This is a genomic window from Caballeronia sp. ATUFL_F2_KS9A (assembly GCF_023630765.1).
GTDB lineage: Bacteria > Pseudomonadota > Gammaproteobacteria > Burkholderiales > Burkholderiaceae > Caballeronia > Caballeronia zhejiangensis.
Genome location: NZ_JALQEK010000013.1, coordinates 98,494 through 123,309, shown reverse-complemented (window position 1 = coordinate 123,309; position 24,816 = coordinate 98,494). Strand labels below are relative to the sequence as shown.

Annotated in this window: 22 protein-coding genes; 20 read left to right on the top strand and 2 right to left on the bottom strand. The window is 63.3% G+C overall.

Features of this window, described 5'->3' with window-relative positions:
- Both NCS67_RS11170 and NCS67_RS11165 read left to right on the top strand, forming a co-directional pair.
- Positions 1 to 259: molybdopterin dinucleotide binding domain-containing protein (locus tag NCS67_RS11170; protein WP_284504073.1), on the top strand; the 259-nt coding region annotated here is incomplete at its 5' end.
- A gap of 128 nt (positions 260 to 387) precedes the next feature.
- On the top strand, positions 388 to 2,061 hold the full coding sequence (locus tag NCS67_RS11165) for a long-chain fatty acid--CoA ligase (protein ID WP_250435213.1): 1,674 nt from the start codon (positions 388 to 390) through the stop codon (positions 2,059 to 2,061).
- A gap of 127 nt (positions 2,062 to 2,188) precedes the next feature.
- Here the strand turns inward: NCS67_RS11165 and NCS67_RS11160 are convergent, their stop codons facing one another.
- Positions 2,189 to 3,364 (bottom strand): porin, encoded by a 1,176-nt coding sequence (locus NCS67_RS11160; RefSeq protein WP_008343007.1) that lies wholly within the window; start codon positions 3,362 to 3,364, stop codon positions 2,189 to 2,191.
- 462 nt (positions 3,365 to 3,826) lie between these two features.
- Here NCS67_RS11160 and coq7 point away from each other — a divergent pair, with 462 nt between their 5' ends.
- The 18 genes from coq7 to lpxC all read left to right on the top strand — a co-directional run bounded on the left by coq7 (position 3,827) and on the right by lpxC (position 24,263).
- Positions 3,827 to 4,483, top strand: coding sequence for a 2-polyprenyl-3-methyl-6-methoxy-1,4-benzoquinone monooxygenase (gene coq7 / locus NCS67_RS11155; RefSeq protein WP_034471434.1), 657 nt, complete (start codon positions 3,827 to 3,829; stop codon positions 4,481 to 4,483).
- A 391-nt stretch (positions 4,484 to 4,874) separates the two neighbouring features.
- A complete protein-coding gene (gene mraZ / locus NCS67_RS11150; protein WP_008343002.1) occupies positions 4,875 to 5,303 on the top strand; it encodes a division/cell wall cluster transcriptional repressor MraZ in 429 nt (142 codons plus the stop codon).
- A gap of 28 nt (positions 5,304 to 5,331) precedes the next feature.
- Entirely contained in the window at positions 5,332 to 6,273 is a 942-nt protein-coding gene (rsmH, locus tag NCS67_RS11145) for a 16S rRNA (cytosine(1402)-N(4))-methyltransferase RsmH (RefSeq protein WP_008343001.1), read from the top strand.
- Positions 6,270 to 6,614: a cell division protein FtsL gene (gene ftsL, locus NCS67_RS11140; RefSeq protein ID WP_008342999.1), complete on the top strand. Its 345-nt coding sequence runs from the start codon at positions 6,270 to 6,272 to the stop codon at positions 6,612 to 6,614. Before rsmH ends, ftsL begins: the two co-directional genes overlap by 4 nt.
- On the top strand, positions 6,611 to 8,467 hold the full coding sequence (locus NCS67_RS11135) for a peptidoglycan D,D-transpeptidase FtsI family protein (RefSeq protein WP_008342998.1): 1,857 nt from the start codon (positions 6,611 to 6,613) through the stop codon (positions 8,465 to 8,467). Before ftsL ends, NCS67_RS11135 begins: the two co-directional genes overlap by 4 nt.
- Positions 8,464 to 10,008 (top strand): UDP-N-acetylmuramoyl-L-alanyl-D-glutamate--2,6-diaminopimelate ligase, encoded by a 1,545-nt coding sequence (locus tag NCS67_RS11130; protein WP_244807651.1) that lies wholly within the window; start codon positions 8,464 to 8,466, stop codon positions 10,006 to 10,008. Before NCS67_RS11135 ends, NCS67_RS11130 begins: the two co-directional genes overlap by 4 nt.
- On the top strand, positions 10,005 to 11,435 hold the full coding sequence (locus tag NCS67_RS11125; protein ID WP_250435212.1) for a UDP-N-acetylmuramoyl-tripeptide--D-alanyl-D-alanine ligase: 1,431 nt from the start codon (positions 10,005 to 10,007) through the stop codon (positions 11,433 to 11,435). The genes NCS67_RS11130 and NCS67_RS11125 overlap by 4 nt, the downstream gene beginning before the upstream one ends.
- A 22-nt stretch (positions 11,436 to 11,457) precedes the next feature.
- A complete protein-coding gene (mraY, locus tag NCS67_RS11120) occupies positions 11,458 to 12,627 on the top strand; it encodes a phospho-N-acetylmuramoyl-pentapeptide-transferase (RefSeq protein WP_008342993.1) in 1,170 nt (389 codons plus the stop codon).
- 30 nt (positions 12,628 to 12,657) lie between these two features.
- A complete protein-coding gene (murD, locus tag NCS67_RS11115; protein ID WP_250435211.1) occupies positions 12,658 to 14,169 on the top strand; it encodes a UDP-N-acetylmuramoyl-L-alanine--D-glutamate ligase in 1,512 nt (503 codons plus the stop codon).
- Positions 14,166 to 15,443, top strand: a complete 1,278-nt coding sequence (gene ftsW, locus NCS67_RS11110; RefSeq protein ID WP_250435210.1) for a putative lipid II flippase FtsW — start codon at positions 14,166 to 14,168, stop codon at positions 15,441 to 15,443. The genes murD and ftsW overlap by 4 nt, the downstream gene beginning before the upstream one ends.
- Positions 15,440 to 16,558, top strand: coding sequence for an undecaprenyldiphospho-muramoylpentapeptide beta-N-acetylglucosaminyltransferase (gene murG / locus NCS67_RS11105; protein WP_250435209.1), 1,119 nt, complete (start codon positions 15,440 to 15,442; stop codon positions 16,556 to 16,558). Before ftsW ends, murG begins: the two co-directional genes overlap by 4 nt.
- The gene (murC, locus tag NCS67_RS11100) at positions 16,559 to 17,953 is read left to right on the top strand and encodes a UDP-N-acetylmuramate--L-alanine ligase (RefSeq protein ID WP_034471448.1); all 1,395 of its coding nucleotides are present in this window, start codon (positions 16,559 to 16,561) and stop codon (positions 17,951 to 17,953) included.
- A gap of 22 nt (positions 17,954 to 17,975) precedes the next feature.
- Positions 17,976 to 18,917, top strand: a complete 942-nt coding sequence (locus NCS67_RS11095; RefSeq protein WP_008342984.1) for a D-alanine--D-alanine ligase — start codon at positions 17,976 to 17,978, stop codon at positions 18,915 to 18,917.
- Between the two features lie 34 nt (positions 18,918 to 18,951).
- On the top strand, positions 18,952 to 19,704 hold the full coding sequence (locus NCS67_RS11090) for a cell division protein FtsQ/DivIB (RefSeq protein WP_008342982.1): 753 nt from the start codon (positions 18,952 to 18,954) through the stop codon (positions 19,702 to 19,704).
- 26 nt (positions 19,705 to 19,730) lie between these two features.
- On the top strand, positions 19,731 to 20,963 hold the full coding sequence (ftsA, locus tag NCS67_RS11085) for a cell division protein FtsA (RefSeq protein WP_008342980.1): 1,233 nt from the start codon (positions 19,731 to 19,733) through the stop codon (positions 20,961 to 20,963).
- 117 nt (positions 20,964 to 21,080) lie between these two features.
- Complete coding sequence (gene ftsZ / locus NCS67_RS11080; protein WP_008342979.1) at positions 21,081 to 22,292, top strand: cell division protein FtsZ; 1,212 nt, start codon at positions 21,081 to 21,083, stop codon at positions 22,290 to 22,292.
- Between the two features lie 285 nt (positions 22,293 to 22,577).
- Positions 22,578 to 23,081, top strand: coding sequence for a peroxiredoxin (locus NCS67_RS11075; protein WP_175982744.1), 504 nt, complete (start codon positions 22,578 to 22,580; stop codon positions 23,079 to 23,081).
- Between the two features lie 264 nt (positions 23,082 to 23,345).
- Positions 23,346 to 24,263: a UDP-3-O-acyl-N-acetylglucosamine deacetylase gene (gene lpxC, locus NCS67_RS11070; RefSeq protein WP_008342975.1), complete on the top strand. Its 918-nt coding sequence runs from the start codon at positions 23,346 to 23,348 to the stop codon at positions 24,261 to 24,263.
- Between the two features lie 45 nt (positions 24,264 to 24,308).
- Here the strand turns inward: lpxC and NCS67_RS11065 are convergent, their stop codons facing one another.
- Entirely contained in the window at positions 24,309 to 24,794 is a 486-nt protein-coding gene (locus NCS67_RS11065; RefSeq protein ID WP_008342974.1) for a DciA family protein, read from the bottom strand.
- Positions 24,795 to 24,816: the final 22 nt, after the last annotated feature.

Sequence of the window (24,816 nt, the reverse complement as noted above, 5' to 3'; positions counted from 1 at the left end):
ACACCCCGCCGACCCGCACGGCCGCGACATCGCGTATGCCTCTGTCGTCCGCATCTACACGTTTCGGGTTAGTATGCAGGCCGGCCCGCGGGTGACGGAACGCCCGCGCGAAGGCGTCGTCGTCGGCTTGTCGATCTGGTGGAAGAAGTTGTCTCCCGATGGCCGCAACGCCAATCAGGTGACGAGTCAGGCGCTGACCGACCTCGGGGGCTCGGCGACGTTTTACGACTGCCTGGTGGAAGTGGAGCCAATGCATTGACAAGCTTCGGAGCGGCGGACTCGGACGGGTTTGGTGGAAGGCGTCTAACCCGATTGTCGGAGACCGGCCGAAAAGCTAGGATCTCGTTTCCGCACGATCATTCTAAAATCATATAAAGGAGACGCCGTATGGAGAAACCCTGGCTGAAGTCTTACCCGGCCGGCGTGCCTGCGGAGATCGATCCATCCGCGTATCGGTCCGTTTCGGAGCTGCTCGAGGACAGCTTTCGCGCGAATCGCGATCGCCGCGCGTTCGTGTGCATGGGCCAGGCGATCACGTACGCCGAACTCGACGCGATGGCGAGAAAGCTGGCCGCGTGGTTCCAGAAGCGAGGAATGAAGCCGGGCGCGCGCGTCGCGCTGATGATGCCGAACGTGCTGCAGTATCCGATCGCGATCGCGGCGGTATTGCGCGCGGGTTACATTGTCGTCAACGTGAATCCGCTTTACACGCCGCGCGAACTCGAGCATCAGCTCAAGGACAGCGGCGCGGAAGCAATCGTCATTTTGGAGAATTTCGCCGGCACGTTGCAGGCGGTCGTCAAGAACACGGCGATCAAACATATCGTCGTCGCGGCGATGGGCGATCTCATGGGTTTGAAAGGGGTGCTCGTCAACTTCGTCGTGCGCAGCGTGAAGAAGATGGTGCCAGAGTGGAAACTGCCTGGCAGCGTCCGCTTCAACGAAGCGCTGAGCGAAGGCGGCCGCGGCACGCTCCAGCCGGTCACCCAAAGTCCCGATGACGTCGCGTTCCTGCAGTACACCGGCGGCACGACGGGCGTCGCGAAAGGCGCGACGCTCACGCATCGCAATCTGATCGCGAACACGCTGCAGTCAGAAGTGTGGCTCGACCCGGCCCGCAAGCGCCGTCCCGACATCGATCAGTTCGTTTGCGTGGTCGCGCTGCCGCTTTATCACATCTTCGCGCTGACGGTCTGCGGCATGCTCACGATCCGTACCGGCGGCCTTGGCGTGCTGATACCGAACCCGCGAGATATCGCCGGAACCATCAAGGAACTGAAGGGCGTTCCCATCAACACATTCCCGGCCGTCAACACGCTCTACAACGCGTTGTTGAATCATCCAGACTTCAACAAGCTCGATTTCTCGAAGCTCATCGCTGCGAACGGCGGCGGGATGGCCGTGCAGGAAGCCGTCGCGAAGCGCTGGTTCGCGGCGACCGGCGTGCCGATCGTCGAGGGTTACGGCTTGTCCGAAACCTCGCCGTGCGTGACCTGCAATCCGGTGACGGCGACCGAATACACGGGCACGATCGGCTTGCCGCTTCCGTCCACGGAAATCTCCATCCGCGACGACGACAACAACGAAGTGCCGCTCGGCCAGCCCGGCGAGATCTGCATTCGCGGCCCGCAGGTGATGGCGGGCTACTGGAATCGTCCCGACGAAACCGCGAAGGTGATGACCCCCGACGGCTTCTTCCGCTCAGGCGACGTCGGCGTGCTCGATGAGCGCGGCTACGTGAAGATCGTCGATCGCAAGAAGGACATGATTCTCGTCTCCGGCTTCAACGTGTATCCGAACGAGATTGAAGATGTTGTCGCGATGCTGCCCGGCGTGTTCGAAGTTGCCGCGGTGGGCGTGAAGGATCAGGCGTCGGGCGAAGCGGTGAAGCTCTTCATCGTGCGCAAGGATGCGAGCCTGACGGAAGCGGATGTCATCGCGTACTGCAGGGAACGGCTGACCGGCTACAAGCGTCCGCGCATGATCGAGTTCCGCAACGAGTTGCCGAAAAGCAATGTCGGCAAGATCTTGCGGCGCGAATTGCGCGACGGCCGCGCGTAGCGGCTGCGCGTCCAAAGCGAAAAGCCTTCGTGTCGCGAGATGCGAAGGCTTTTTTGTTGCCCGCAGCGGAACGAAAAAAAGGCGCCCGAAGGCGCCTTTCAGTGCGTACTGCTTTGTTACGACCTTATTAGAACTTGTGGCGGATACCGACAACAGCGGCAACCTGGTTCGACGTCGACGACGCCGACAGGCCGTTGATGTTCGCAACCGCAGGGCGGTTCAACGAATCCGTGCCGCTTGCGTGCTGGTAGATACCGTCGATGTACACGTCCGTGCGCTTCGACAGGAAGTAGTCCGCGCCGAGCATGCCTTGGTGGTACTTGGCATCGGCCAGGCCGTAACCCTTCGTGTAGTCATATGCCACGCCCAGCAGCAGGGCCGGGGTCAGCTGATACTTGAAGTTGATTTCGGCGTTATGGAACTTGCCCGAGCCGCCCGTGTAGCCAGCCGGGTTCAGGCCAGCGCCTGCTTCGTTGTTGACGTCCTTGAACTGCGTGTTGCTATACGTCGCGCCGATGGTCGCTGCGCCGAACGTGTAAGCACCGCCAGCCGAGATGACTTGCTGCGTCTTGGCCGATGCGAAGCCCGAGTACACGCGGCTCGACATGTTCGAAGCCGTAGGCGTCGTGGCAGCGTTGCGGCTCGTGGCGTTGTTGCCGAAGAACGAGTAGTTCGGGTCCTTGACGTTCAAGTAGCCCGCGCCCAATTGCAGCGGACCCTGCGAGTAGCCGAGACCAACCGACCAGATCTGGTTGCGGTTGAACTGGCCAGCTTGGCCGCCGAGGCTGTACAGGCCGCCGAACGTGAAGCCGGCGTAGTTCGCGCTCGTGTACTTGATCGCGTTGTTCACGCGATTCGAGTTGTTCATGTTGTCCAGGTCGCCCGGGTGCGCGCCGAAGTACGACGCCCACTGGCTACCGACTTCGAATGCGCCGGTGTAGTCAACCACGGAGTCGTACTGGCGACCCAGCGTGACCGTACCGAATTGCGTCGAGCCCAGACCGACATAAGCCTGGCGGCCGAACAGGTCGCCGCCTTGGCCCAGCTGGCCGTTGAACACGTTGAAGCCGCCTTCCAACACGAAGATGGCCTTCAGACCGCCACCGAGGTCTTCCGTGCCGCGCAGGCCCCAACGGCTACCTTGCAGGTTGCCGCTGTTCATGGAGTACAGCTTTTGGCCGTTGCTGTTGTTGTTGTACGCGAAGCCAGCGTCGATGATGCCGTACAGCGTCACACTGCTCTGCGCATGTGCGGCGCCTGCGAATGCGCCCAGTGCGGCGAGAGCGAGAAGCGACTTTTTCATTGATTGAATCTCCAAGGAGTGTTTGCGACTTTTGGCAAGGTCACTGTTCTTAGCGCCAGTGTGTTGACGGTCCCTGCCTGCTTCTTAACGAAGGTGACACGTAATGTAACAAAGAGGCTTTAACGGACAAAGGAAAAGGGGCTGGTCCGCCGGACTCATGTGACGTTTACGCAACAGGCGCTAAAATGTTGGTTTTGCAGGATATTTGCGACCCGTGTTTGCCCTAATTACCAAAACAGGTGCTCCATAAGGGGCGATCGGGCGGTCGACGGTGTCAGGTTGGTGCCATATTCGCGATCAGACTTCGAGCCTGTAATCCGGAGAAATCGCACATGTTCCGTGGCCGCTGAACGCGGTATCCGGCAAGCCCGCGCCCCTTCGGCGCCAGTCGATGTGCGCTAAAATTCGCGTTTTCCGCGAGCGTCCGCTCCGTCTGCGGACCATGAAGAGAGAGGTGACACCATGACGCTCGATGAAGTCATCAGCGAATTCGATCGAGGCTTGCGGTCCATGACGGGCGTGAGCCGCATGTCGCGTCCGATTCCTGAATCGACGATGTCGCCTCTGGACGCGACCGGCGATGTCCTCTCGGAACAATCGCAACTCACCGAAGAAGAACGCGCCCATTCGGCCGGACTGATGCGCGTGAATCACGTTGGCGAAGTCTGCGCGCAAGCGCTTTATCAGGCGCAGAAGCTCGCCACAAGCTCGCCCGAGCTCAAGGCCAGTTTCGAGCGAGCGGCGCGTGAAGAGGAAGACCATCTCGCGTGGACATCGACGCGGCTGAAAGATCTGGAATCGCGGCCGAGCCTGCTGAACCCGTTGTGGTACGCGGGTGCGCTGGCGATCGGTTTCGTCGCGGGGCGCTTCGGCGATCGCGCGAGTCTCGGCTTCATGGCCGAAACCGAGCGTCAGGTCGAGCAGCATCTCGATGGCCACATGAAGACCTTGCCCGTCAACGATCACGCATCCCGCGCGATCGTCGAGCAAATGCGTCTCGATGAAAGCGCGCACGCCGCAGCAGCCATCGGCGCCGGTGGGAGCGAGGTTCCGTTTCCGGTGCGCGCGTTGATGCGCGCAGCTTCCAAAGTCATGACGCGCACGGCCTATTACATATAGTGTGACAAAGCCTCGTTCGCTCGCTTGCCGGGTCGAGCGAGGCATTCGCCGCCGAAACTCATCATCGAATCAAAAAACGGCTGTAAGAACCGTTACATTTCCCTCATTTCGCCTGCTCTTTTCACGTACTACCTTCACATCCCGCACTAGCTCTCTAATTCATAACGGTTTTCTCTTTTGCCGTTACTTCAAGCTCCTGCGCTAAGTCCTTGTTCTAGCAAATAAAAAGCACTCGAAAAAAAGGTGCGCGTCTTGACCGAGGAAATGCGTTCCTCTAAAGTGGGAGACAGTGTGAGAAAGTGGTCTTTTGTGTGATTCACAACCCATTTTCGAGCAAAACTGGAGAGGGACGGGCGTCGTGGTGGGCGTCCGAAAACGGGGAGAAGGGCGAGTGTTCCAAGGGGCGTCGGCGCTGACGCTCGATGCGAAAGGGCGGATGTCGGTTCCGTCGCGCTATCGGGAAGCGCTGCAAGGGCAGGCAGAAGGCCGGGTGACGCTCACGAAGAGCCCGGATGGATGCCTGTTGCTCTTTCCCCGCCCGGAGTGGGAAGTCTTCCGCGCCAAGGTCGCCGCGCTTCCGATGGAAGCCATGTGGTGGCGGCGCATCTTTCTCGGTAATGCAATGGATGTCGAACTCGACGGCAACGGGCGCGTGCTGGTCTCGCCCGAGCTGCGCGCTGCCGCGTCGCTGGAAAAAGAAGTGACGCTGCTCGGCATGGGCGCGCACTTCGAGTTGTGGGACTCGCAGACTTACGCGGCGAAGGAAGCTGCGGCCATGGCGCAGGGCATGCCCGACGCGCTGAAAAACTTCACTTTCTGACGCGGCGCTGAACAACATGGCTCCTGCGATGGGAAATGAACTGCAGCATCGCACGGTGCTGCTGAAGGAAGCGGTAGACGGGCTGCTCACGCGCGCGGACGGCATCTATATAGATGGCACTTTCGGGCGCGGCGGTCATAGCCGGGCGATTTTGCAGCGACTGGGTGACGCGGGGCGGCTGATCGCCTTCGACAAGGATCCTCTCGCGATCGCCACGGCGCAACAGATTCAGGATTCGCGCTTTTCGATCGTGCACGACAGCTTCGCGGCGTTGCGCGACGCGGCGAGCGAGCGCGGAGTAGGGCGGGTGTCGGGCGTGTTGCTGGACCTAGGCGTGTCGTCGCCGCAGGTGGACGACCCGGAGCGCGGCTTCAGCTTCCGCGCAGAAGGTCCGCTCGACATGAGGATGGACCCGACTCGGGGCGAGTCGGCGGCAGAGTGGCTCGCGCGTGCCACGGTGCAGGAAATCACGGAGGTCATCAGAGATTATGGGGAAGAACGGTTTGCTTTTCAGATTGCAAAGGCGCTTGTTGCTCGCCGGGCAGAGTCCGACCGTCTTGGGCCTCTCGACAGCACGCGCGAGCTTGCCGAAATCGTGGGTCACGTCGTCAAAACCCGTGAAAAGGGCAAGGACCCGGCAACTCGCACCTTTCAGGCTATACGGATTCACGTCAATCAAGAGCTTGCGGAGCTGCAGGTAGTACTCGAATCGGCATTGGCATTGTTGGAGCAAGGGGGGCGGCTGGTCGTGATCAGCTTTCATTCACTCGAAGACCGGATCGTCAAGCGGTTCATGCAGGCGCACGCGAGCGCGCCGGCGGTGGACCGTCGTTTGCCGATCCGCGCGGTCGATCTTCCCAGCCCGCCGCTGCGCGTGGTCGGCCGCGTGTTTCCGAGTGATGCCGAAGTCGCCGATAACCCGCGCGCCCGTTCCGCGGTGATGCGTATCGCCGAGCGGATCGCGCCATGAATCGCCTCAATATCTTCCTGCTCATCATCGTGCTCGGGTGCGCGCTGTCGGTCGTCAGCTCCACCAATCAGCAGCGGGAGATTTTCATCGACTTGCAAAGGGCGCAATCGCAAGAGCGTCAACTGCAACAGGATTACGCGCAGTTGCAGTACCAGCAGAGCGCGTTGTCGAAGACATCGCGCATCGAGCAGTTGGCCACCAACTCACTGAAAATGCAGCCCGTGACGACCGGCCGAACGCAATATCTCACCTACGACACGGCCGCCAACAAGGCCGCCGACGCACCCATGCCGCCGCCGCTGCCGGCGTCGGCGCCGCCTGCACGCGGAGCCAAGCGATGAAAAAGTCCGCGAAGCAGAAAGACATCGCTCACACGCCGAATCCGCTTCTCGCCGTGCGCCTGCCCATGTGGCGCTCGAAGCTCGTCGTGTTCCTGCTATTCATGGCGTTCGTCGCGCTGGCCGGGCGCGCGTTCTGGATTCAGGGCCCGGGCAACGCGTTCTTCAAGAAACAGGGCGAAAGCCGCTATCAGCGCACGCTCGAAATGCCTGCGACGCGCGGGCAGATTCGCGACCGTAACGGCCTCGTGCTCGCAACGAGTTTGCCGGTGAAGGCCATCTGGGCGATTCCCGAAGCCGTGCCGAACGATCTCGGCGCGGACAAATTCGCGCAATTGTCCAAACTTCTCGAAATGCCGGAAAAAGAGCTTCGCGCGAAGCTCTCGATGGACAAGACCTTCGTCTATGTGAAGCGCCAGGTGCCGCTCGAAGTCGCGCAGAAGGTCGCCGCGCTCGACATTCCCGGCATCTATTCGCGCGGCGAATACAAGCGCTTCTATCCGGAAGGCGAAATCACCGCGCACCTGATCGGCTTTACTAACATTGAAGACAAGGGACAGGAAGGCGTCGAACTCGGCGACCAGAACGTCCTCGCCGGCACGCCGGGCATGCGCCGCGTCATCAAGGACCGCATGGGCCATATCGTCGAGGACGTCGACGAGCAAGTCGTGCCGCACAACGGCGCGGACGTCGAACTTTCGATCGACAGCAAGATTCAGTACATCGCGTACACGAACCTGAAGGCCGCCGTCGAGAAGACGAAGGCGAAGGCCGGCGCGGCAATGGTCATCGACGTGAAGACGGGCGAAGTGCTCGCGCTCGTCAACTATCCCACGTACAACCCGAACGATCGTTCGCGGATGACCGGCGAGCAGTTGCGCAACCGCATTCTCACGGACACCTTCGAGCCGGGCTCGATCATGAAGCCGTTCACCGTTTCGCTCGCGCTCGATCTGCATCGGGTGACGCCGAATACGCTCGTCGAAACGGGCGGCGGCGTGTTCGTGCTCGACGGCGCCCGCATTACGGACGATTCTGGCTTCGGCACGCTCACCGTCGGCGGCGTGATTCAGAAGTCGAGCAATATCGGCGCGACCAAAATTGCGATGCAATTGCGTCCCGAGGAAATGTGGAACATGTACACGAGCATCGGGCTCGGTCAGGCGCCGAAAGTCGGTTTTCCGGGCGCCGTGACCGGGCGTCTGCGCCCGTGGAAGAGCTGGCGACGCATCGAGCAGGCGACGATGTCGTACGGCTACGGCCTGTCCGTGTCGCTGTTCCAGCTCGGGCGCGCGTACACGGCGATCGCGAACGACGGCAAGATCCTGCCGGTCTCGATTTTCCGCACAGCGGGCGATCAGCCGCCGCTCGGTCAGCAAGTGTTTTCGCCGACTACCGCGCGCGAAGTGCGTGCGATGCTCGAAACCGTCGTGTCGAAGGGCGGCACGTCGCCGGATGCGGCGGTGGCCGGCTATCGCGTCGGCGGCAAATCGGGCACGGCGTACAAGCATGCGGGCCACGGCTACGACCATTCGAAGTACCGGGCATCGTTCGTCGGCATGGCGCCGATGCCGAATCCGCGCATCGTCGTGGCCGTATCGGTGGATGAACCGACGGTCGGCAGCCACTTCGGCGGTCAGGTGTCGGGTCCGGTGTTCTCGGGCATCGTCGGCGATACCTTGCGCGCGCTGAACGTGCCGCCCGATATGCCAGTGAAGCAAATGGTCGTGACGGACGATTCGAACTCCGCCACGCAAGCGGCCGCCAAGCAGCCGGCGAATACGAACAACGCGAATACCGCGAAGAAATTCGCGGTGTCGAGCAATACGAAGACGCACCCGGGAGTCGTGCGATGAGCGCGCAAACCCGACAGAGCAAGATGCAAAAGGACGTATCACAAGCCGTTCAATGGCTGCGCGCCCACGCGCAGCCCGAGGCGCAATTGCACGCCGACACGCGCTCGCTCAAAAGCGGCGACGTGTTTCTAGCCTATGCGGTCGACGGCGCGGACAACCGTCCGTATCTCGACGCCGCGCTCGCCGCAGGCGCGGCTGCGGCGCTCTATCAGCCGGAGAATTTCGCGGGCAAGCCGGACGCGTCGAAGACGCTCGCCGTGAAGGCGCTGAACGAACTCGCGGGCCCGATCGCATCCGCGTGGTACGGCGAGCCGACCGCGTCGATGCTTACCGTCGGCGTGACGGGCACGAACGGCAAGACTTCGTGCAGCCAATGGATCGCGACTGCGCTCTCCGCGCTCGGCCGTCCGTGCGCGATCGTCGGCACGCTCGGCATCGGCATGCCGGGCAAACTGGTGCATAGCGGCTTCACCACGCCCGACGCGCCGCAGCTTCAGCGCAATCTTGCGCAATTGAAAGCTCAGGGCGCGGAAGGCGTCGCGATGGAAGTGTCGTCGCATGCGCTGCATCAGGGGCGCGTGAACGGCGTCGATTTCGATATCGCTATCTTCACGAATCTCACGCAGGATCATCTCGACTACCACGGCACGTTCGAGGCGTACGAAGCGGCAAAGGCGCGTCTTTTCGCGTGGCCGTCGCTGAAGACGGCAATCGTCAATCGCGACGATGCGGCCGGTCAGCGTCTGATCGAATCGCTGCGCGGCAAGGTGCGGACGATTGCCTACGGCGTCGAGATGCCCGCCGATGCCGCGCCGAGCGCCGACGCGTTCCTGCTCGCAACGCAAGTCCGCGCGACTGCGACCGGCACTGCGTTTCATCTGTCGTCGGACTGGGGCGAAGCCGATGTCGAAGTCGGCACGCTCGGCACGTTCAACGTGAGCAATCTGCTTTCCGTGCTCGGCGTGCTGCTCGAAGTGGGCGTGCCGTTCGATGCCGCCATCGCGCGCATCGAAAAGCTCGAATCGGTCAACGGCCGCATGGAGCGTCTCGGCGGACGCATTCAGAGCGACGAGCCGCTCGTCGTGATCGACTACGCGCACACGCCCGACGCGCTCGACAAGACCCTCACCGCGCTGCGCCCGATCGCCGAGGCGCGCGGCGGCGAGCTCGTCTGCATGTTCGGCTGCGGCGGCGACCGCGACGCCACCAAGCGTCCGCTGATGGGCGAAATCGCCGAACGCCTCGCGGATCAGGTCGTCATCACGAGCGACAATCCGCGCAGCGAAGATCCCGTCGCGATCATCGATCAAATCGCCGCCGGCATGAGCGAAGCCGCGAAGGCGCGCCGCGTCGAAGACCGCGCGAGCGCGATTCTGCAAGCAATACGAAGTGCGGCGCGCGAGGACGTCGTCGTGCTCGCCGGAAAAGGGCACGAAGCCACGCAGGAAATCATGGGCAAGAAGCGCGCGTTCTCGGATCAGGATCACGCGCGTCTCGCTCTGGCCGCACGCGCCACACAACAACGCGGAGGCGGCGAATGACGATGTTCACTTTGCGCGAAGCCGCCGCGATGATTCCCGGCGCCGTCCTTAAGGGCGATGCGGGTATCGCCATCGCGCGCGTCGTCACGGACAGCCGCGGCGTGCAGGCCGGCGATCTGTTCGTCGCGGTGAAGGGCGATCGCTTCGATGCGCATGATTTCCTCGATCAGGTGGCGAAGAGCGGCGCGGCTGCTGCGCTCGTGTCACGCGACCCGAGCAACTCCGGTGCCTGGCCACTTCCGGTCATCAAGGTAAAGGACACGCGCGCGGCGCTCGGTGCGTTGGCGCACGGCTGGCGCAAGCGCTTCACGATGCCGCTCGTCGCGGTCACGGGCAGCAACGGCAAGACGACGGTCAAGGAGATGATCGCGTCGATCTTCGCGGCTGCGGTCGGCGAGGAAGCGCGCCTCGCGACGGCGGGCAACTTCAATAACGACATCGGCTTGCCGCTCACGCTGTTTCGTCTGAAGGCGTCGCACAAGCTCGCGGTCGTCGAACTGGGCATGAATCATCCGGGCGAAACCGAAGTGCTCGGCAAGATCGCCGCGCCGGATGTCGCCGTCGTCAACAACGCGCAGCGCGAGCATCAGGAATTCATGGCGACGGTCGAAGCGGTCGCGCTCGAGCACGCATCGGTCATTCATGCGCTAGGCGATACCGGCACGGCCGTGTTTCCCGCCGACGACCAGTACGCCGTCTTCTGGCGCACGGCCGCGACCGGCAACGCGATCATCGATTTCGCGCTGACCGCCGATGCATCGCAGGCCGCCGTCACCGGTACGCTCGAAGGCACGACGGTCCACATGCAAACGCCGCAGGGCGCGGTCGACATCGCGCTGAACGTGCTCGGCGAACACAACGCGCGCAACGCAATGGCGGCGACCGCGGCAGCGCTTGCCGCAGGCGTTTCGCTCGACGTCATCAAGCGCGGTCTCGAAGCGTTCGAGCCGGTTAAAGGCCGCTTGCAGGTGAAGCGCGCGATGCTCGGCGCGCTCGCCGGCGCGACCGTCATCGACGACACGTACAACTCGAATCCCGATTCGATGCGCGCCGCGATCGACGTGCTCGCATCGCAGGCAACGCCCCGCGTGCTCGTGATGGGCGACATGGGCGAAGTCGGCGAGGAAGGTCCGGCGTTTCATCGCGAAGTCGGCGCGTATGCGGCGGAGTGCGGCATCGATGCGCTCTTCGCGCTCGGCGCCGCGAGCGTCGATTCGGTGAACGCATTCAACGCGGCCGCATCGAAGCAAACCGCGCAGCATTTCGCCGATGTCCGCGAACTGCTCACCGCGCTCGAACAGGCAGGCTACGGCAACAAGGCCACGTATCTCGCGAAAGGCTCGCGCTTCATGAAGATGGAGCGCGTGGTGGATGCCTTGACGAGTCCACAACAACCCGCAGCGGGCCATGCGCCCGCTGCACATTGATTCACTGAAGAGAAGGACCAGCATGCTACTCGCACTCGCGCAATGGCTTCAGAATGACGCCAGCTTCATGCGCGTGTTCACCTACATCACGTTCCGCGCGGTGGGCGCCACGGCAACGGCGCTTCTGATCGGTCTCGTCTGCGGCCCGTGGGTCATCCGCAAGCTGACCTTGCTCAAGGTCGGCCAGGCCGTGCGCAAGGACGGCCCGCAGACGCATCTCGTGAAGTCCGGCACGCCGACGATGGGCGGCGTGCTGATCCTCATCGGCATTGCCATTTCCACGTTGCTGTGGGCCGATCTCACGAACCGTTTCGTGTGGATCGTGATGCTCGTCACGTTCGGCTATGGCGTGATCGGCTGGGTGGACGACTATCGGAAGGTCGTGCACAAGGATCCGCGCGGCATGTCGTCGCGCGAGAAGTATTTCTGGCAATCGGTGATCGGCCTGTTCGCGGCGGTGTATCTCGCGTTTTCCGTGTCCGAAGCGAACAACGCGCGCGTGTTCGATCTCTTCATGGCGTGGGTGCGCAGCGGCCTCTCGATGGGCCTGCCCGCGCGCGCCGACCTGATGCTGCCGTTCCTCAAATCGATCACGTATCCGCTCGGCGTGTGGGGCTTCATCGCGATGACCTACTTCGTCATCGTCGGGTCGAGCAACGCCGTGAATCTCACCGACGGCCTCGACGGCCTCGTCATCATGCCGGTCGTGCTGGTCGGCGCGTCGCTCGGCGCGTTCGCGTATGTGATGGGCTCGTCGGTCTATTCGAAGTACCTGCTGTTCCCGCACATTCCCGGAGCGGGCGAGCTTTTGATCTTTTGTTCCGCAATGGGTGGCGCCGGTCTCGCGTTTCTCTGGTACAACACGCACCCCGCGCAGGTCTTCATGGGCGATGTCGGCGCGCTCGCGCTCGGCGGCGCGCTCGGCACGATCGCGGTGATCGTTCGTCAGGAAGTCGTGCTGTTCATCATGGGCGGCGTGTTCGTCGCGGAAACGCTTTCCGTGATGCTGCAGGTCTTCTGGTTCAAGTTCACGAAGCGCCGTTATGGCGAAGGCCGCCGTTTCTTCAAGATGGCGCCGCTGCATCACCATTACGAGCTGTCCGGCTGGACCGAGACGCAAGTCGTGGTGCGCTTCTGGATCATCACGTTGATGTTGTGCCTGTTCGGTCTGTCGACGTTGAAGTTGCGTTGATTCATTCAAGTTTCGGTAAAAGGTAAAGCGATGTTTGGCGAGAAGTTTATCGGTCGGCAAAGTCCGATGGTGCTCGTGCTTGGGCTGGGTGAATCCGGTCTGGCGATGGCGCGCTGGTGCGCCAGGCACGGTTGCCGCCTGCGGATCGCCGACACGCGCGAAGCGCCGCCGAATCTCTCCGAACTCGCGATCCACAAGATCGATGCGGATTTCGTCGGCGGCGCGTTCACGCCCGCGTTGCTCGATGGCGGCATCGAACTCGTCGCGATCAGCCCGGGGCTGTCGCCGCTCGCGGATGACCTCGCGCCGCTGATCGCTGCAGCGAAAGAACGCGGCATTCCCGTCTGGGGCGAACTCGAACTGTTCGCGCAGGCGCTCGCCGGACTCGGCGCGAACGGCTATGCGCCTAAAGTCATCGCGATCACGGGCACGAACGGCAAGACCACCACGACCGCGCTCACCGGCCTCTTGTGCGAGCGCGCGGGCAAGTCGGTCGCGGTCGCGGGCAACATCAGCCCGGCGATGCTCGACAAGCTGACCGAAGCCATCGACCAGACCGCGCTGCCCGATGTCTGGGTGCTCGAACTGTCGAGTTTCCAGCTCGAAACCGCGCATACGTTCGCACCGGATGCCGCCGCGGTGCTGAACATCACGCAGGATCATCTCGACTGGCACGGCGGGCTGGACGCCTACGCCGCCGCGAAAGGGCGCATCTTCGGCCCGGCCACGACGCGCGTGCTGAACCGCGACGACAGCCGCGTCATGAAGCTCGCGGCGAACGTCGCGCAACATCGCGTCGTGACGTTCGGACTGAACGAGCCGCTGAATGTCGGCGACTACGGTTTGCTGCGCGATAACGGCATGCAGTGGCTCGTCGTTGGCATCGATCAGGACGCGTCGGAAGAGACTGCGACTTCGCGTCGCCGCAAGAAGGACGAGGCCGAGCCGAACCTCGTTTCCAAGCGTCTGATGCCCGTCGACGCGCTGCGCATCCGCGGTCTGCACAACGCGGCGAACGCGCTCGCAGCGCTGGCGCTGGCTCGCGCGATCGATCTGCCGCTGGCGGCGCTTTTGCACGGCTTGCGCGAGTATCGCGGCGAGCCGCATCGCGTCGAAGTGATCGCGCAGATCGACGGCGTCGATTATGTCGATGACAGCAAAGGCACGAACGTCGGCGCGACGGTCGCCGCGCTCGACGGCCTCGCGCAACGCGTCGTGCTGATCGCCGGCGGCGACGGCAAGGGCCAGGACTTTTCGCCGCTCGAAGCGCCGGTCGCACGCTGGGCGCGCGCCGTGATGCTGATCGGCCGCGACGCGGCACGCATCCGCGAAACGCTGGCATCGACGAATGTCGAATTGCAGGATCACGCGACGCTCGAGGAAGCGACGAACGCCGCCGCGAGAATCGCGGAAGCCGGCGACGCCGTGCTGCTTTCGCCCGCGTGCGCGAGCCTCGACATGTTCAAGAACTACGCACATCGCGCCGACGTGTTTCGCGGCGCGGTCGAAGATATCGCCGCCGCGCGGGGAGTGATGCTATGAGCTGGTCGGAACGCTTCGGATCGAAACTCACCGGACAGCGCAACGCCATGCCCGGCGACTCGCTCGCGGGCCGCTCGAATTCGGGCACGCGCGGCGGCATTTCGAGCGCGGTCAACGGCGTGCGCCCGGCGCGCTCGCGCATGCTCGACTACGACTATTCGCTCTTGTGGGTGATGATCTCGCTGCTCGGCCTGGGCATCGTGATGGTGTACTCGGCGTCCATCGCGATGCCGGATTCGCCCAAGTACGCGGGCTATCGCGACTATCACTTCCTCGTGCGTCACCTCGTTTCGATCACGACGGCGCTCGTCGGCGCGACCATCGCGTTCAAGATTCCGATCAAGACGTGGGAAAAGTACGCGCCGAAGCTTTTTCTCGTCGCGCTGGCGATGCTCATCATCGTGCTGATTCCGCACGTCGGCAAAGGCGTGAACGGCGCGCGCCGCTGGATTCCGCTCGGCATCACGAACATGCAGCCGTCGGAGATCATGAAGCTCGCGGTGACGATCTACGCCGCGAACTACACCGTGCGCAAGCAGGAATTCATGCACAGCTTCGGCAAGGGCTTTCTGCCGATGGCGGTCGCGGTCGGCGCGGTCGGTGCCCTCTTGCTGCTCGAGCCCGACATGGGCGCGTTCATGGTGATCGCCGCGATCGCGATGGGCGTGCTGTTTCTCGGCGGCGTCAACGGCAAGCTGTTCGGCGGCCTCGTGCTGACGGCGGTGGGCACGTTCACGATGCTCGTGTGGCTGTCGCCGTGGCGTCGCGAGCGGATCTTCGCTTACCTCGATCCGTGGGACGACCGTTACGCGCAAGGCAAGGCGTATCAATTGACGCACTCGCTGATTGCGTTCGGGCGCGGCGAGTGGTTCGGCGTCGGCTTGGGGGGCAGCGTCGAGAAGCTGAACTATCTGCCGGAAGCGCATACCGACTTCATTCTCGCGGTGATCGGCGAGGAGCTCGGTTTCGTCGGCGTGATCTGCGTGATCCTGCTGTTCTACTGGATCGTGCGCCGCGCGTTCGAGATCGGCCGTCAGGCGCTTGCGCTCGATCGCACGTTCGCCGGTCTAATGGCGAAGGGCGTCGGCATCTGGTTCGGCGCGCAGACGTTCATCAACATGGGCGTGAATCTCGGTCTTCTGCCGACCAAGGGTCTCACGCTGCCGCTCGTGTCCTACGGCGGCTCGGGCATTTTGCTGAACTGCGTCGCGCTGGCGGTGTTGCTGCGCGTCGATTACGAAAATCGCGTCTTGATGCGCGGAGGAAAAGTATGACCGCGCAACGCGACCGCACCTTGATGGTGATGGCGGGCGGCACCGGGGGCCACGTGTTCCCGGGGCTCGCGGTCGCGCACTGGATGCAGGCGCACGGTTGGCGCGTCGTGTGGCTCGGCAATGCGAGCGGCATGGAAGCGACGCTCGTGCCGAAGCACGGCATTCCGATGGAATACGTGCGCTTCGGCGGCGTGCGCGGCAAGGGCGTCAAGACCAAGCTGATGTTGCCGGTGAATCTGCTGCGCGCATGTTCGCAAAGCCTCGCCGCGCTGCGCCGCGTGAAGCCGGACGTCGTGCTCGGCATGGGCGGCTATATCACGTTTCCGGCGGGCATCATGACGAAGCTCGCGGGCTGCCCGTTCGTGCTGCACGAACAGAACTCCATCGCGGGGCTCGCGAACAAGGTGCTCGCGCATCTCGCAAAGCGCGTGCTCGTCGCGTTTCCCAATGCTCTGCCGAATGCAGAATGGACCGGTAATCCGATCCGTGCGGAACTAACGAGCGCATTGCCACCCAAAGAACGCTACGCCGCGCGTTCGGGACGCCTGAACGTGCTCGTCGTCGGAGGCAGTCTCGGCGCTGCCGCGCTCAACGAAACCGTGCCCAAGGCGCTCGCGATGCTCGCATCGGAAGAGCGCCCGCGCATCGTGCATCAGGCGGGCGCGAAGCATATCGAAGCACTGGAAGCGAACTACGCGGCTGCGGGTCTCACGCGCGGTGAAGACCTGCAACTCGTGCCGTTCATCGAAGACATGGCGAGCGCGTATGCATCGGCGGATCTCGTCATCTGCCGGTCGGGCGCGATGACCGTCTCGGAAATCGCCGCGGTCGGCGTGGCGGCGCTCTTCGTGCCGTTCCCGTTCGCCGTCGACGATCACCAGACGACCAACGGCGCGTTCCTCGCGAAGAACGGCGCGGCTGAACTGATACAACAACGCGATCTGTCGGCGCAAAAGCTCGCCGACTGGTTACGCGTACAGACGCGCGACACGCTCGCGGCTATGGCCGAGCGCTCGCGCGCGCTGGCGAAACCGGACGCGACCGAAAAAGTCGCGAGCATTTGCGCCGACGTGGCCGGCGCGCGTTTCGACGCGCAAGCTCGGGAGGCACACTAAATGAAGCACATCGTCAAACATATACATTTCGTCGGGATCGGCGGCGCGGGCATGAGCGGGATCGCCGAAGTGCTGCTCAATCTCGGCTATCACGTGAGCGGATCCGATCTTTCGAACGGCGCGGTCACCGAGCGTCTGCGTGCGCTTGGCGCGCGCGTCGAGATCGGTCATCACGAGCAGAACATCGAAGGCGCGAATGCGGTGGTCGTTTCGACGGCCGTGCGTCCCGACAATCCAGAAGTGCTCGCGGCGCGGCATCGCCGCGTGCCGATCGTGCCGCGGGCCGTGATGCTCGCGGAACTCATGCGCCTGAAGCAGGGCATCGCCATCGCCGGCACGCACGGCAAAACGACGACGACTTCGCTCGTCGCGAGCGTGCTGGCGGCGGGCGGGCTCGATCCGACCTTCGTCATCGGCGGGCGGCTGAACAGCGCGGGCGCGAACGCGCGTCTCGGCACGGGCGATTTCATCGTCGCTGAAGCCGATGAGTCGGACGCTTCGTTCCTGAATCTCTTCCCGGTGATCGAAGTCATCACGAACATCGACGCCGATCACATGGACACCTACGGCCACGACTTCGCGCGGCTCAAGCAGGCGTTCATCGAGTTCACGCATCGGCTGCCGTTCTACGGCATTGCCGTGCTATGCGTCGACGATCCGAACGTCCGCGAAATCCTGCCGTTCGTGTCGAAGCCGATCATCCGCTACGGTCTCGGCGCGGAAGCGCAAGTGCGCGCGGTGAACGTCGAGGCGCGCGACGGCCGCATGCATTTCACGACGCTGCGTGAAGACGCGCCGTCGCTCGACATCGTGCTGAATCTGCCGGGCACGCATAACGTGCAGAACGCGCTCGCGGCAATCGCGATCGCGACTGAACTCGAAGTCGCGGATGCCGATATCCAGCGTGCGCTCGCTGAATTCAACGGCGTAGGCCGTCGCTTCCAGCGTTACGGCGAAGTGAGCGCGGCGAGCGGCGAAGGCGCGTACACGCTCATCGACGACTACGGTCATCACCCGGTCGAAATGGCCGCGACGATCGCGGCGGCGCGCGGCGCGTTTCCGGGGCGGCGTCTCGTGCTCGCGTTCCAGCCGCATCGCTATACGCGCACGCGCGACTGTTTCGAGGATTTCGTGAAGGTGCTGTCGACGGTCGACGCCCTCGTGCTCACCGATGTCTACGCCGCCGGCGAAGCGCCCATCGTGGCCGCCGACGGCCGGGCGCTCGCGCGTGCGATCCGCGTCGCGGGCAAGGTGGAGCCGGTGTTCGTCGAGACGATCGACGAAGTGCCCGACGCGGTGACGACCATCGCGCGCAACGGCGACGTGGTGATCGCCATGGGCGCGGGTTCCATCGGCGGAGTGTGCGGCAAGCTGGCTAACCCCCAGCCTCAGTAAGAGCAAGACCATGAGCAATCAAGTGAATCAAATCGATCCGAAAGTCTTCGGCAAAGTCGCGGTGCTGCTCGGTGGCAATTCCGCCGAACGCGAGGTCTCGCTCAATTCCGGGCGCCTCGTGCTCGAAGGCTTGCGCGAGGCGGGCATCGACGCGCACGCGTTCGATCCGGCGCGGCATCCGCTTTCGGATCTGAAGGCGCAAGGCTTCGTGCGCGCGTTCATCGCGCTGCATGGCGGTTACGGCGAGAACGGGCAACTGCAGGGCGCGCTCGATTTCTACGGCATCCGCTATACGGGCAGCGGCGTGCTCGGCTCGGCGCTCGGCATGGACAAGCTGCGCACGAAGCTCGTGTGGCAGCAGACCGGCATTCCCACGCCGCCGTTCGAAACCGTCTTTCGCGGCGAAGACTACGCGGCGCGCGCGCAGGACATCATCGCGAAGCTCGGGCTGCCGCTCTTCGTCAAGCCGGCGAGCGAAGGATCGAGCGTCGCGGTCATCAAGGTGAAGAGCGCGGAGACGCTCGTGCCCGCGCTCGAAGAAGCGGTGAATTACGACAAGATCGTGATCGTCGAGAAGAGCATCGAGGGCGGCGGCGAATTTACGTGCTGCATCGCGGGCGATCTCGACTTGCCGGTCATCAAGATCGTGCCGGCGGGCGAGTTCTACGACTATCACGCGAAGTACGTCGCGGACGACACGCAATACCTGATTCCGTGCGGCCTGACCGAAGCCGAAGAAACGCGCATGAAGCAGCTGACGAAGCGCGCCTTCGAGATTCTCGGCTGCACCGACTGGGGCCGCGCCGACTTCATGCTCGACTCGGACGGCAACCCGTATTTCCTCGAGGTGAACACGGCGCCCGGCATGACCGATCACTCTCTGCCGCCGAAAGCCGCGCGCGCGGTCGGCATCAGCTACAAGGATCTCGTCGTGAAAGTGCTGTCGCTCACGCTGAAGAACTAGGTCGATCACACACAGGACACGAACAAGCGAAACCATGTGGAACAACGTTCGCCAACTCAACCTCGCCGCCAACGGGCTGCACGTCGTGCTCGTGCTGCTGCTTCTCGGCGCCGCGGGGTACTGGGCGATCCAGCGTCCCGAGTTTCGCCTGCGCGAGATTCAGATCGACGGGGATACGGCGCACATCAGCTCGCCGGTCGTGCGGGCAAGCGTGATCGGTCATCTGAAGGGCAACTACTTCACGGTCGATCTCGATGCGGCGCGCGCCGCGTTCGAGCAGGTGCCGTGGGTGCGCCACGCGAGCGTGCGCCGCGTATGGCCGAACGCGCTCGCGGTGACGCTCGAGGAATACAAGCCGCTCGGCACGTGGGGGAACGATCAACTGGTGAGCGTGGACGGCGATCTCTTCACCGCGAATCAGGGCGAACTCGACGACGATCTGCCCGCGTTCGACGGCCCCGAGGGCACGGCGAAGGAAGTGGTCGCGCGGTATCACGATTTCGAGAAGTGGTTCGCGCCGCTCGACGCGAAGCCGGAAGAAGTCACGCTGTCGCCGCGCTTCGCGTGGACGGTCAAGCTGTCGAACGGCACGCAGGTCGAACTCGGACGCGAGCGTAATCAGGACACGCTGAACGACCGTTGCAAGCGTTTCGTCGCGTCGTGGCCGTCCGTCACGGGACGCTGGGGGAAGGACATCGAATATGCGGATTTGCGGTACCCGAACGGCTTTGCCATACGAGCCGCGAACATGCGCTTCATCAACGACACCGACAAGGCCAAGAAGTAAGCAGACATCACAGGCATGAGCACGCTATGAGCAAAGACTACAAAGACCTGCTGGTTTCCCTCGACATCGGAACGTCGAAGGTGGTCGCGATCGTCGCCGAATTGAAGGGCGAAGGCCACTACGAGGTAATCGGACTCGGTCAGAGCGACTCGAAGGGGTTGAAGAAGGGCGTCGTGGTCAATATCGAGGCCACGGTGCAATCCATCCAGCGCGCGCTCGAAGAAGCCGAACTGATGGCGGATTGCAAGATCACAAATGTATTCACCGGGATCGCGGGCAGCCATATCCGCAGCTTCAATTCGAGCGGGATGGTCGCGATCAAGGACAAGGAGGTCACGCAGGCGGATGTCGCGCGCGTGATCGAAACGGCCAAGGCGATCAACATCCCGACCGATCAGCAGGTGCTGCATATCCTCACCCAGGAATTCATCATCGACGGGCAAGAGGATGTGCGCGAGCCGATCGGCATGAGCGGCATCCGCCTCGAAGTGAAGGTGCACATCGTGACGGGCGCGGTGAGCGCGGCGCAGAACATCGTGAAGTGCGTGCGCCGCTGCGGCCTCGAAGTGAACGACCTCATTCTGCAGCCGCTCGCGTCGTCGCTTGCGGTGCTGACCGAGGACGAGAAGGAACTGGGCGTGGTGCTCGTCGATATCGGCGGCGGCACGACGGACATCGCCATCTTCAGCGAAGGCGCGATCCGACATACGGCGGTGATTCCCATCGCGGGCGATCAGATCACGAGCGACGTCGCGATGGCGCTGCGCACGCCGACGCCGGATGCGGAAGACATCAAGGTGAGCTACGGCATCGCGAAGCAGGCGCTCGCTGATCCGGACGAAATGATCGAAGTGCCGGGGCTGGGCGAGCGCGGTCCGCGCACGCTGTCGCGGCAGGCGCTGGCGGCGGTCGTGGAGCCGCGCGTCGAAGAGCTGTTCTCGCTGGTGCAGCAGGTCGTGCGCGAGTCGGGCTATGAAGAACTGCTGTCGAGCGGCGTCGTGCTGACCGGCGGCGCGGCGATGATGCCCGGCATGGTCGAGCTCGGCGAAGACATCTTCCTGAAACCGGTGCGCATCGGCGTGCCGGAATACGCGGGCGGCCTTGCCGATGTCGTGCGCAATCCGCGCTATTCGACGGCAATGGGCCTGCTCGCCGAAGGACGCTCGCAACGCATGCGCGGCCGCAAGGTCGCGGTACAGAACGGTTCGATGGGACAAGTCTTCTCGCGGATGAAAGACTGGTTCCTCGGGAATTTCTAAGCAATACGCAACACGCAACAAAAAGAATTTCGCGCCGGTACCGGCGGCTGGTGCGCGACAAGGGGTTGCCCGATCTCTCGTCGAATAACGCCGATCTTCATTCTTGACGGAGGCAACATGGATTTCGAAATGCTGGAAACGGAAACCAACGGAACGATCATCAAGGTCGTGGGCGTTGGTGGTGCTGGCGGCAACGCGGTTCAGCACATGATCAACCGCGGCGTGCAGGGCGTCGACTTCATCGTGATGAACACCGACGCGCAAGCGCTCGCCCGTTCGCGCGCGCCGGCGGTTCTGCAACTGGGCATGACCGGTCTCGGCGCTGGCGCGAAGCCGGAGAAGGGCAAGGAAGCGGCGGAAGACGCGCGCGAGCGTATCGCCGACGCACTGCGCGGCGCGCACATGGTGTTCATCACCGCGGGCATGGGCGGCGGCACGGGCACGGGCGCGGCGCCGGTGGTCGCGCAGATCGCCAAGGAAATGGGCATTCTCACCGTTGGCGTCGTGAGCAAGCCGTTCGAGTTCGAAGGCGGCCGCCGCATGCGCGTCGCGGAAGCGGGCTCGCAGCAACTGGAGGATCACGTCGACTCGCTGATCGTCGTGCTGAACGACAAGCTGTTCGAGGTGATGGGCGATGACGCCGAGATGGACAAGTGCTTCCAGTGCGCGGACGACGTGCTGAACAACGCTGTCGCCGGTATCGCTGAAATCATCAATGTCGATGGTCTCGTGAACGTCGACTTCGAAGACGTGAAGACGGTGATGGGCGAGCAGGGCAAGGCGATGATGGGCACGGCGACGGTTGCCGGCGTCGATCGCGCGCGTCTCGCCGCGGAACAGGCGGTCGCGAGTCCGCTGCTGGAAGGCGTGGATCTGTCGGGTGCGCGCGGCGTGCTGGTGAATATCACGTCGAGCCGTTCGCTGCGTCTGTCGGAAACGCGTGAAGTGATGAACACCATCAAGTCCTACGCAGCCGACGATGCAACGGTCATCTTCGGCGCCGTGTACGACGACGCGATGGGCGACGCGCTGCGCGTGACGGTGGTGGCGACGGGCCTGGGCCGCGCGGCGAAGAAGCAGCAGCAAGCGCCGATGACCCTCCTGCGCACGGGCACCGACAATCAGCCGGTCGCACACGCGCATCACGCCGCCGCGCACAATTCGTACGGTACGCAGCACGGTCAGAGCACGACGGATTACGGTCAGCTCGACACGCCGGCAGTGTGGCGCTCGACGCGTGAAACGGCGGCTTCGCACGTGCAGGCGCTGCAGGAAAAAGGCGTCGATACTTACGACATTCCGGCGTTCCTGCGCAAGCAGGCGGACTGAGCGAAGCGCACGTTATTTGCTGCTGAGTTCGTGACGAAGCGGCACACCGCGTGCACGCGCTGAACGTCCGGCGCGCACGATGCAGGCTTCGCGTGGGGCGACTGTCCAAGGCCGCGTCCTGATGCAAAACGGACGCCGGGCCGTGGCCAGCCGACCTCCACGAATCTGCCCCTGACGTCGAGGAAGGCAGAGTGAAGCCGAAATCGCTGCGCAGACTTTCGGCGCGGTTGCGGGACGATGCGATCGCGAGGATGTCCGCGAGCACTGATGAGGGAAGGACCGAGCATGATCAAAGTGGGTGAAACGTTGCCCGACGTGCGTCTCTTCGAGTTCATCGACGAGGCCACCGAGGGCTGTGCCGTGGGACCGAATGCGTTCCCGGTGCGCGAGCGGAGCGCAGGCAAGCGCGTGGTGATCTTCGGATTGCCGGGCGCGTTCACGCCGACGTGCTCCGCCAGACACGTGCCCGGCTATGTCGAAGCGGCGGCGGATTTGTCCGCGGCAGGCATCGACGAAGTCTGGTGCGTTTCCGTCAACGACGCGTTCGTCATGAACGCGTGGGGACGCGATCTTCAAACCGCGGGCAAGGTGAAGATGATTGCGGACGGCAGTGCGCGTTTCACTCAGGCACTCGGACTGGATCAGGATTTGTCCGAGCGTGGCATGGGAATCCGTTCCCAGCGCTACGCGATGGTGGTCGACGACGGCGTGGTCAAGACGCTGAATGTCGAAGCGCCCGGCAAGTTCGAAGTCAGCGACGCTCGCAGTATCCTGGCGACGTTGCGCTGAGTGCAGCGGCGCGCCGCGTTGCCCGCGCGCAACGCTTGAAGCGCCCTCGCATTGAGCTGCAATTTGGGGCCGATGACCGGAAATGCCTCCATTCCGGCCATCGGCCCGTTCTACTTCACAAATCCTTCGCCTTGGCGTAACACAGGGAAACAGTTGATACCACCTGGATCAGGACGACATGCGGCGAATGGAGTATAATTCGACCTATTAGAATTTAACGCACGATTAATTTCCTTTATAGGATCTTGAATCGGAAAGAACATCATGTTGAAGCAGCGAACAATCAAGACCGTCGTCAAAACCGTGGGGATCGGGCTCCATTCCGGCCGCAAGGTCGACCTGACCCTGCGCCCAGCGCCGATCGGGACGGGCATCGTCTTTTCGCGTATCGACCTGCCCGAGCCGGTCGATATTCCCGCGTCCGCGATGGCGATTGGCGACACGCGTCTCGCTTCCGTGCTGCAGAAGGACGGCGCGCGCGTCTCGACCATCGAGCATTTGATGTCGGCGTGCGCGGGCCTCGGCATCGATAACCTGTATGTCGATGTGACCGCCGAGGAAATCCCGATCATGGACGGCAGCGCGGCATCGTTCGTGTTTCTGATTCAATCGGCGGGTATCGAAGAGCAGAACGCGCCGAAGCAATTCATCAAGGTGACGAAGCCCATCGAAGTACGCGACGGCGACAAATTCGCGCGCCTGGAACCGTATTTCGGCTTCAAGCTGAGCTTCACGATCGATTTCCGCCATCCGGCCGTCGACAAGACCGGTCAGGCGCTCGAAGTGGATTTCGCGACCACGTCGTATGTGCGTGAAATCGCGCGCGCCCGCACGTTCGGCTTCGCGCATGAAGTGGAGATGATGCGCGAACTGGGGCTCGCGCGCGGCGGCAGCATGGACAACGCGATCGTGCTCGACGAGTACCGCATCCTCAACAATGACGGCCTGCGTTACGACGACGAATTCGTGAAGCACAAGATGCTCGACGCGATCGGCGACCTGTACGTGGTCGGCCGTCCGTTGCTGGCGTCGTACAAGGCGTACAAGGGCGGTCACGCGATGAACAACATGCTGCTGCGTGAGTTGCTCGCGAACGAAGACGCTTATGAAATCGTCACATTTGAAGATACGAAAACCGCACCGCGCGGTTTCGGTTTCGACACGCAGACCGCGTTTGCTTAACTGAAAGCCTCAACGGATGAACAAGAATGAGCGGCCGGGCGCCGCTCATTTTTTTTGTCCGCGCGCCTGATGCCGCGCCGCCATCCGCGCGAGCGCTTCCTGTAGAGGCGACGGCTCGAGCGAGGCCGCCAGATCATGCAGCGCCGATGCGCCCGCCGCAGACATGCGCGCCTGCTTCGGCGGAGCGGATTCTTTCATCGGCTGCGGACGGACGCGGATTTTCAGCGCGTTGACGGCCCAGCCGCGTTGTTGCAGGTCGGAAAGCAGACGCGGCTCGATATGCCGCAGCCGCGCCGCCAGCGCGTTGTGCGCGGCGAAAAGCGCGAGGACTCCGTCCTTGATGAACCCCGGTTCCACGTTCGACGCCAGATAATCCGGCAAAAGCGAGCTCAGATCGCGCTGCAGCGCCGCCACTTGCTCGACGCCCGCGCGCAACGCGCGGAACGCATCGGTGCGATCGAGGACATCGGCGACGGCTTGCGGCCGCCGCGGATCGAAACCCGATCTTGAATTCGTAGAAAAGCGGCTCATTTTTGTATAGGCGCAGGCCCGA